Source organism: Pirellulales bacterium, assembly GCA_035533075.1.
GTDB lineage: Bacteria > Planctomycetota > Planctomycetia > Pirellulales > JAICIG01 > DASSFG01.
Genome location: DATLUO010000237.1, coordinates 1 through 8,484, shown reverse-complemented (window position 1 = coordinate 8,484; position 8,484 = coordinate 1). Strand labels below are relative to the sequence as shown.

7 protein-coding genes are annotated in these 8,484 nt (G+C 64.7%); 3 read left to right on the top strand and 4 right to left on the bottom strand.

Annotated elements, in window-relative coordinates; translation table 11 throughout:
• Positions 1-78: 78 nt before the first annotated feature.
• Positions 79-732: a 16S rRNA (guanine(527)-N(7))-methyltransferase RsmG gene (rsmG, locus tag VNH11_29760; protein ID HVA50569.1), complete on the bottom strand. Its 654-nt coding sequence runs from the start codon at positions 730-732 to the stop codon at positions 79-81.
• 79 nt (positions 733-811) lie between these two features.
• Between rsmG and VNH11_29755 the strand changes: the two genes are divergently transcribed.
• Positions 812-1,531 carry a DUF4058 family protein gene (locus VNH11_29755; GenBank protein HVA50568.1) on the top strand — a complete coding sequence of 240 codons (720 nt, stop codon included), beginning with the start codon at positions 812-814 and terminating at the stop codon, positions 1,529-1,531.
• A gap of 281 nt (positions 1,532-1,812) precedes the next feature.
• Complete coding sequence (locus VNH11_29750) at positions 1,813-3,198, top strand: DUF1501 domain-containing protein (protein HVA50567.1); 1,386 nt, start codon at positions 1,813-1,815, stop codon at positions 3,196-3,198.
• Between the two features lie 51 nt (positions 3,199-3,249).
• Here the strand turns inward: VNH11_29750 and VNH11_29745 are convergent, their stop codons facing one another.
• The 3 genes from VNH11_29745 to VNH11_29735 are packed head-to-tail and all read right to left on the bottom strand — an operon-like array spanning position 3,250 to position 6,885.
• On the bottom strand, positions 3,250-4,626 hold the full coding sequence (locus VNH11_29745) for a hypothetical protein (protein ID HVA50566.1): 1,377 nt from the start codon (positions 4,624-4,626) through the stop codon (positions 3,250-3,252).
• Positions 4,623-4,952, bottom strand: a complete 330-nt coding sequence (locus tag VNH11_29740; GenBank protein HVA50565.1) for a cupin domain-containing protein — start codon at positions 4,950-4,952, stop codon at positions 4,623-4,625. The genes VNH11_29745 and VNH11_29740 overlap by 4 nt, the downstream gene beginning before the upstream one ends.
• 31 nt (positions 4,953-4,983) lie before the next feature.
• Positions 4,984-6,885 (bottom strand): c-type cytochrome domain-containing protein, encoded by a 1,902-nt coding sequence (locus VNH11_29735; protein ID HVA50564.1) that lies wholly within the window; start codon positions 6,883-6,885, stop codon positions 4,984-4,986.
• 161 nt (positions 6,886-7,046) lie between these two features.
• Between VNH11_29735 and VNH11_29730 the strand changes: the two genes are divergently transcribed.
• Positions 7,047-8,156 carry an XdhC/CoxI family protein gene (locus tag VNH11_29730; protein HVA50563.1) on the top strand — a complete coding sequence of 370 codons (1,110 nt, stop codon included), beginning with the start codon at positions 7,047-7,049 and terminating at the stop codon, positions 8,154-8,156.
• Positions 8,157-8,484 lie beyond the last annotated feature (328 nt).

The following is an 8,484-nucleotide window of genomic DNA, read 5'->3' as shown; positions in this document are numbered from 1 at the left end:
GCGAGCTTGCGAGCGCTGGCCCACCGTTGGCGACGTCGATAACGGTGGACCGGCGCTCGCAAGCTCGCTGGCCCCACCCTACGAGGCGTCTTTCGCTCGAATCTCCAACAGGACGCTTTCGGAGCTTGTGCCCGGCAGCGGCCAGGTCTCCAGCTTGCGAAGCACGAGTTCCTTCAATAGATTCTGCTCGCGTGCCTCCTGACGTTCGGCGACCCAGTTCGGCCCTTTCACGGCCAACAGCCGATCGAAGGCGCCCCAGCGGTCGTGAAACCAGGTGAGCAACTTGGCCAAGGGCGCGACGGCACGAAGCACGAGCGTATCGAACGTTTTTTCGGCCAGCAGGTCTTCGGCGCGTCGATGATACACCGGCAGCGAAAGGCCCAGTCCGGCCACGATCTGTTCGACCACCTTGGCCTTTTTGGCCACCGATTCGCACAGCGACATATCCAGATCGGGCCGGCAGACGGCCAGCACGATGCCCGGCACTCCGCCGCCCGTGCCCACGTCGAGCACGCGCTCCGAGGTTCCGAGGTGCCGCGAGATGACCAGCGAATCGACCATGTCGCGGCTTACGAATTTTTCATAATCCGTGTGCCGCGTGAGGTTCAGCTTCGTGTTCCACTCCCACAGCAGCCGGCAATAGCGGTCAAGCTCCTGGATCTGCTCAAAAGGGAGTTCGATCGCGTGCCGGGCGAGTGCGGCGGACAAGGTGTCGTTGTCGTTGGTGGTCATAACCAGCTACAATAACGGTTCTCCATGATGCCCCGCAAACGACCGAGGGAGACTGCTGCTACCCGACCCGTGATGAATCATGCCGCTGCTCGATCATTTTCATCCGCCGCTGAGTGAGCGCCGCCAATGGCACGCGTTTCCCTCCGTTTGGGCCTCGATGATTGCGTTGGACCTGAACCGTCGGCTTCCGCCTGGCTACTTTGCCGACCCGAACGTCGAATTCAACATTGAGATCGACGTGGCGGCATTCGAAGACGAGAAACCGAACGCAGCCGTCGTAAGCTGGACGCCGCCGGCGCCGACGCTGACGGCGCCGATGACTCTGATTACCGACGTGGTCGAGATCGCGGTCTACAACACGGAAGCCGGGCCCGTGTTGATCGGCGCCATTGAGCTGGTCAGCCCGGCCAACAAGGACCGCCCCGAGACGCGCGATGCCTTCGTATCGAAGTGCGCCAGTTGCTTGCAGCAAGCCATTGGTTTGATCGTGGTGGATCTGGTCACGAACCGAAAAGCCGACTTGCACTCGGAACTGCTTAAGCGCGTCACCGGCGTAACGGCGACGCGCTCGGAGCTGTGGGCCGCCGCGTACCGTCCCTGGCAAACGGGCGAGCAAACGAACTTGCAAGCCTGGCACTCTGCGCTGGCTCTTGGCGCTCCCCTCCCGACGTTGCCGTTTTGGCTCAAGAATGGCCCATGCATCAAGCTCGATCTCGATGCGACCTACGTGCGCACGCTCCAGGAGCAGCGGATGCTCGCCGCCGGCTCCGGAGCAGCCACCGGCCCACCGCGCCAATGACAAATTTGCAATTCGCAATTTGCAATTTGAAATCGTTGCCGCGGCCTGGGGTCGGGCCGGAACCGACTATTGCAAATTGCGAATTGCAAATTTCAAATTGCAAATTGTGGCTCGCTGTGGGGTGTTTTTCTCGTGACCAACTCACTGTTAAGACAATACCCTCGGCCCCGCTTTGTAGGCGGTGAGGCCGAACTCGGTTACAATAACGGCTCTCCAATTCACCCGCCAAGGACCGAATAAGAATGGGAAGGAACACCAGACGTAATACGTGCCGCGGTCCCGTGACCCGTCGCGAGTTTCTTGCGGCGGGCACGCTGGGAATCGGCGGACTGGCCCTCTCTGATTTGCTCCGGATCCGCGCCCGTGCGGCCGAAGCCCGCAGACCGCTCGACCAGGAGACGTCGGTCATCTTTGTGTGGCTGCCGGGCGGCCCGCCGCACATGGATATGTATGACCTGAAACCGGACGCTTCATCGGACTATCGCGGGGTCTTTCACCCGATTCCGACCAAAGTTGCCGGCATGGACGTGTGCGAGTTGCTGCCGCGGCACGCGAGCATCGCCGACAAGTTCGCCATCGTCCGTTCGGTGTCGCACACCTTTGCCGATCACGGCGGCGGTCACAAAAGGATGATGACCGGGCGGATTCCAGCGACCCCGGTCGACACGGTCAACGACACGCCCGCTACCGGTTCGATTGTCGCCAAGTGCCGCGAAACGCGCGATCGCGGCATTCCGAATTACGTGTCGCTGAATCCGGGCGGCCGCAAGGACGACGTGTTTGCCCAAGGCTCGGCCTATCTGAGCCGGGCCTACATGCCGTTCAACGTCGAAGGCGATCCAACCGCCCCGAACTTCGTGGTGCCGAACTTGGCCCCCGTGCAGGCAGTCGCGGACCGCATCCAGGACCGCACCAGCTTGTTGACGTCGCTCGACCGCATCGAACGGCAGATCGACGCCTCGCGGTTGATGGAGTCGATGGACAAGTTTCAACAACGGGCGGTGAGCATGCTCACCAGCCGGCGGGCCAAAGACGCCTTCGATCTTTCCCGTGAGCCGGATGCCGTTCGCGATCGCTACGGCCGCCATTGCTGGGGTCAGCGGCTGTTGATGGCCCGGCGTCTGGTCGAGGCGGGCGTCAGCTTCGTGACGGTCATCATGGAAAACCCGTACCAATCGGGCATCTCGCACCTCAAACAGGGCGTCTACAACTGGGATTCGCACGCCGTGAACTGTCACATCTGGGACGACCTGCACGCGCGGCTGCCGATTTACGACCAGGCGGTGACCGCGCTGATCGAAGACGTTTATCAGCGCGGCCTCGACCGGCGGACCTTGGTGCTCGTCACCGGCGAATTCGGCCGCACGCCGCGCATCGAGCACAACATCGGTACGCAGACGGGTGCCATGCAGCCGGGCCGCGATCACTGGCCGCAGGCCATGTCGCTGATTATGGCCGGCGGCGGCATGCGCACCGGGCAGATCGTCGGTTCCACGAACCCCAAGGGCGAACACCCGGTCGATCGTCCCCTGACGCCCAACGACCTGTGGGCCACCGTCTATCGGCACTTGGGCATTAACCCGGATGACTCGTTCCCCGATCATCGTGGTCGGCCGATGCCGATTCTTCCTTCCGGCGAGCCCATCGCGGAGCTGGTCCGGGCATAGAATGCTCGCTCCCACCCTGCGTCCGTGGCGCGACGGCCGGTGAGCGATGCGTTAATACCCCGCCGGGCGAGAAGTGACCTGCGGCGGCTGAGGCATGCCGGCCGGAGAGGCGCCCGGCGGCATGGCGCCCTGATAGAACGGCGGCGCGCCGGCTCCGTTCGGATCTGGCGGCGTGCCGTAACGCGGAAGCCGCGGCCGACGCGAGTCGGGAGCGTTGCCGCCCTGCGGCGGTGTGGTCGCGGGTTGCCCGCCGGCGTTGGCATTCGATCGACGCCACGGCCAACGGAAGCGCGGCTGACCTGCAGGCGAAGCATCGGCCGGCTGCGCCGTGCCCGGTTGTGCGGCGCGGTTCTGCGACGCGGCCGGCGGCATGGGCGGCCGGCGATTCGGCGGCGGAGAGGGACTGCGAGCGGGCGTATTGTTTCTGTTGCGCCCCGGCCCAGCGGCGGGCGATCTCGGCGCGGCCGGTTGTCCGCCGGGCGGCATGGTCGGCCGTTGCATGCCGCGCAGTTGCCTCGGTTGCGCCGGCGCGGTCCGCGGCAGCCTCATTCCCGGCGGCGCGTAGGGGAGCGACGGCCGCTGCCCGTTCGGCGCCGCGGGCACGTATTGGGGAGCGACCGACGGCAACGCGGGTTCGGGCAGCGCAGGATAGCTGTTGGTTTGCGGCCCGGCGGGAAACAGCGCCGGCCCCTCTTGATTGTGCGCCACCAGCGTCGCGCGGTTGCCTTCCTGTCCCGCGACGGCAGCCGTCGCGGCACCAGCCGCCTCAATCGGGTGCAGGTACGAAACGAGTTGGCCCTGCTGCCGCACGCGCTCCATCAAAATGTCGAGCTCCGGCTCGTGCGTCCAGTTCTTGGAAGCCGCGAAGTTGTCGACCTGCGCCGCCAACGCCACGCCGATCGCCGGTTTCGTGGGATTGACAAAATAGCCGCTCTGCATCATCGCGGCGATCACGCGGTCGAGATCGCGCTTGGAAATGTCGAGCGACCAGATTTCGTAGAGGTCGTCGCTGGCTTTGACCCCCGGCACGATGTCGCGGGCCGTCGTCACAAGGGCGTCGCCCCATTCTTCCCAGACCGCCTTTTTCGTCTGGGCCACGGACTTGATGGGCGCTCGCGTCTCAACCACCAGCTTGGCCGCGGCGTAGCCGGCTTTGCCGCCGGGGTGCGGATACTTGATCGTGAGCCGGGCCACGGAGCAATCGGGGTGGGGGATGCTCGGCATTCGTTCGTGTCGGACTTGCTGCCCGGCGATGCGGGCCACCATCAACGGTTCGCTGAGCTGCCCGCCGTCCACGCGGTAATCGAGGCTGGCGGCCTTGTACATGCCGGCGGCCGCGTCGATGCGCAACTCGTGCGACTGAAACACGCTGCAGCCGGCGAGCGAAAGCAGGGCGGCCAGGCCGATTCCGCGGACAGTCCCCCTCACCGGTAATCCTCGCGTATGGGATGGAAAACGTCGAGCGCCCGCACGGGGCGGTCGCCCGCGATGACCTTATGCTTGACTCCGCCGGGTATCCGCCACATCGTCCCCGGACCCACAATCCGCGATTCGCCCCCGATGATGAACTCCGCCTCGCCTTCCAGCATCAGGCCCATCTGCTCGTGCGGATGGCTGTGCTCCTCGACGACGGCATGGGGCTCGAACTCGACCAGCGACAGCATCATCGAGCCGCCGGCGGCCGTAAAAATGTCGACTCCCGTAAATATGGTATGGTGCGAACAATCCTTCTTATCGACAAAGTAGGCGGACATCTTCATGCTCGTGAATGGCGGGCATCTATTTTTATTTGCGGCGGCTGTATTGCTCGCGCTGCGTCCAAGCGGCCGCCAACGTCGCTGGATCGCCGCCGAAGCGGCTGCGGAAGGCGGCATCGAACGGCGTGCCCTGGCGCAGGTCCTTGAGCAGGGCCGTGAACTTCGGCAGGCGAGTCAGCAGCGATTTCATGAAGCCATAACTCAAGGCGCCGCTGTCGGCCGAGAGCACCTCGCCGGCCTTGAGGAAATCGTCGGCAGTGCGGCCGGCCGCCAGGGCCTGCTTGACTTCTTCGTCCCAGTGCTTGGCTGTGGCGTCGCGCGTCACCAGCCGGGCGGCGATGGCCCGCGCCGCCCCTTCGGCGAACCAACGCGGCATCTTGGCCTGGTTCTCGATGTACGCCCCCGCGAACACCTCGGCCAGCGTCAACTCGACCCCCTTGTCGTCGTCGGGTACGATCACGCAGCCGTAGCAATCGACCACGTTGTAGCGCCAGTGCCCGTGCCAGTCGGCCGGCAACTCGCGACGCTCGACCATCGTGCCGAATTCGCTGTAATCGAAGTGCCGCTTGAACGCGAACAGCGTCATGCGTCCTTTGAAAAACGGCGCGTCGGCCGGAAGGTTGAGCGCTTTGGCCACCTTGCCCCGCATCTGCGTGGCCAGCTCGCCGATTTCCACCATCCGCGCCGGCGAGAGGTTGCCGACCAGCAGGAACCGCTCGTTTTCAACTTTCTGCGGCGTGACGTCGGGGCTGCCCAGCCGCCAGTTCTTCTCGGCCAGATCGGCCCGCATGGCCGAAAGCTGCTCGTCGTTCATCTTGCTGGCCACCATCACGCGCACGGCCCAATCGAGCAGCTCGTTGGGATCGGGCCAGTCGAGCCTGGCTCCTTCGGCCACCCACGCTTCGAACTTGGCGATGGTGGCATCATCGAGCGGTTCTTTGCGAAAGGGCATTCGCTGCCCGGCCATGCCCTTGAGCTTTTTGATCAACAGGCTGTCGGCCGGCTTGCCGGGCGACACGATCGGTCCGCTGTCTCCGCCCCGCAACAGTCCTGCGAAGGTCGTGAGATTGAGTCTGCCGGAGGGCTGCATGCCGCCGTGACAATCGGTGCAGGTCGCAACGACGATGGCGGCCAGGTCGCGGACGAACTGCACCGATTCTTTGCCGCTGGCCTGGGTGGCTTGCAGTGCCGGCTGCTGGGGCTGGCCGGTCTGCGGCACCGAGGAAGCGATCTCGGCGTTCTCGTCGCTGCCGTCGAACTTGGCCCCGGCATCAATCCACTTGGCGATCAACTCAATCTCTTCGGGCTTCAGGGGTCCGCCGCTGCGAGGCATGTCGCCACTCTGCAGCACCTCGACGAGCCGGCTGCCCTGGCCTTTGCCGGGCGTGAACACCGTGCCCCCTTCCGATCCTTTCTTGAGCGAGGCAAACGTGGCCAGGCTGAAGCCGCCGCGGGTGTTGCGAATGTGGCAGTTGCCGCAGCGGCCGACGAAGATCGGGGCGACCTGCTTGGTGAAGCTGATGCCGTCGCTCTTCGGTTCATCTTTGGGGGCCGTCTTGGCATTGGCCCGCGGCTTGGCCGCCGGCTTGCGTTTGGTCGGGGCCGTCTTGGCGGAGGCGGCCGGTTTTGCTTTGCTGACGAGCCGTTCGGCCGCGGCGATTTTCTTCTCCAAGACACGAAGCGTGTCGGCCAACTCGTCTTTGGCTTCGGACGATTCGAGCGCGTCAAGCGATTCTTTGGCCTGGGCGAGGACCTCGCCGGCCTCGGCGGCCTGTTTGGCCTTCACGAGCGAAAGCACTTCCTTGACCGACTGTTCGATTTCGGCGACCCGCTGTTGTTGTTCCGCGGTGACGACGGCCGAAACCGGGCGGGGCGCACCGGCAACCGTGCCCGCGAGAAACAGAACCGCGACGATAAACCGGTGCCTCATGGCAAGTGCCTCTGCTGAGAAATTTCCGTGTGGCCGACAAAGAGCTTCGCTCCGTGCGACTGCCCGACAGACATGGATGTTATTATAGCGTCAACTGGCGGAAGCCAAGCAATACGCTTAGGATTTGAATTGGTTGTAACCCACCACCACGAATGGGCCCGATGCGCGAACTGTTGCGACAACTTCAAGATGCACTCTCGGCCGGACGTCCCGTCGTCTATTGCCGGTTGGTGGAGACGCGCGGCTCGACTCCGCAAAAGGCCGGAGCCGGCATGCTGGTCTTCGCCGACGGCTCGCAGGCCGGCACGCTCGGCGGCGGCTGCGTCGAAGCCGAGGTCAAACGCCGCGCCCTGGCGGTCGCCGAGCGCGGCGCGGCCGAGACCATGAGCTTTCAGCTCGACAACGATTACGGCTGGGACGACGGGCTGATCTGCGGCGGCCGAATGCTGGTGCTCGTCGATCCGCTGCGGCCGGGCGACGACGTGCGCTATTTCGAGCAGGCCCGTGCCCTCGTCGAGTCGGGCGCCGGATGCACCGAGGCGGTCGTGTTCGACGCCGCGAAGAGCGGTCTGCCGGCCCCGGCCTGCTACCTGTTCGACGACGCGGGCCGGCTGGTGAATGCCCGGCCGCACAACGGCGACTCAATTCCCGCGGCCGTTTCAGAGCACTTGCCGACGCTGGTCGATCGTCCGCGGCCGTCGGCCATGAACGGCATCGCATACCTGCCGGTGCTGCCGCGCTGCCGCTTGCTGATCGTCGGGGGCGGACACGTCGGCCAGGCGGTAGGCAACCTGGCCAGCGACTTGGATTTCGAGGTTTGGGTCGTCGACGATCGCGCCGAATTCGTCAGCCAAGAGCGGTTTCCCAAAGCGACGCGGCGGATTTGCGGCCCCATCGGCGACACGCTCCGCGACTTGGAGATCACGCCCGACACCTACGCCGTGATCGTAACTCGCGGGCACAACCACGACGAAGAAGCCCTCGATCGTCTGGTTGACCGCGGCGCCCGCTATGTGGGACTGATCGGCAGCCGCCGCAAGATCAAGCTGATCTTCGACGACCTGGCGGCCGAGGGCGTTTCGGCCGAGACGTTATCGCGGGTGTACGCGCCGCTGGGCATCGACATCGGCTCGCAGACCGTGCCGGAAATTGCGATCAGCATTCTGGCGGAACTGATCTCGCACCGCAACCGCGGCGAAGTGCCGGGGCGGGCGATTGATGCCTGGCATGCAGGCCGCGTCGGCGAGGCGAGCTCGCGCCCGCTGAATTGACCGCCCCTGTGCGGAAACCGGGCGACTTCCCACGGCCTCCCGCCGCTTCTGCCCAGAGCATTCTAAACCGGGCACGTGGACGAAAGGGACCGACCTTCTGACAACGGTTGTGAACAAGAAATCAAAAACAACATACTTGACAACTAATGTACTAATAATACAATACTGTGATGTACAGATATGCGATGCAAACAAGTCCGCCTGCGCACGGGCGACACGCCAGGCGCGGGCCGCGGGTATGGCCGACGATCGCCAGGAGGGCTCCCACCGCGCCATCGTGGCCGGAGGGTCAACAGTCCACCCACCTTCGTTCCGTTCAACGCGCCCG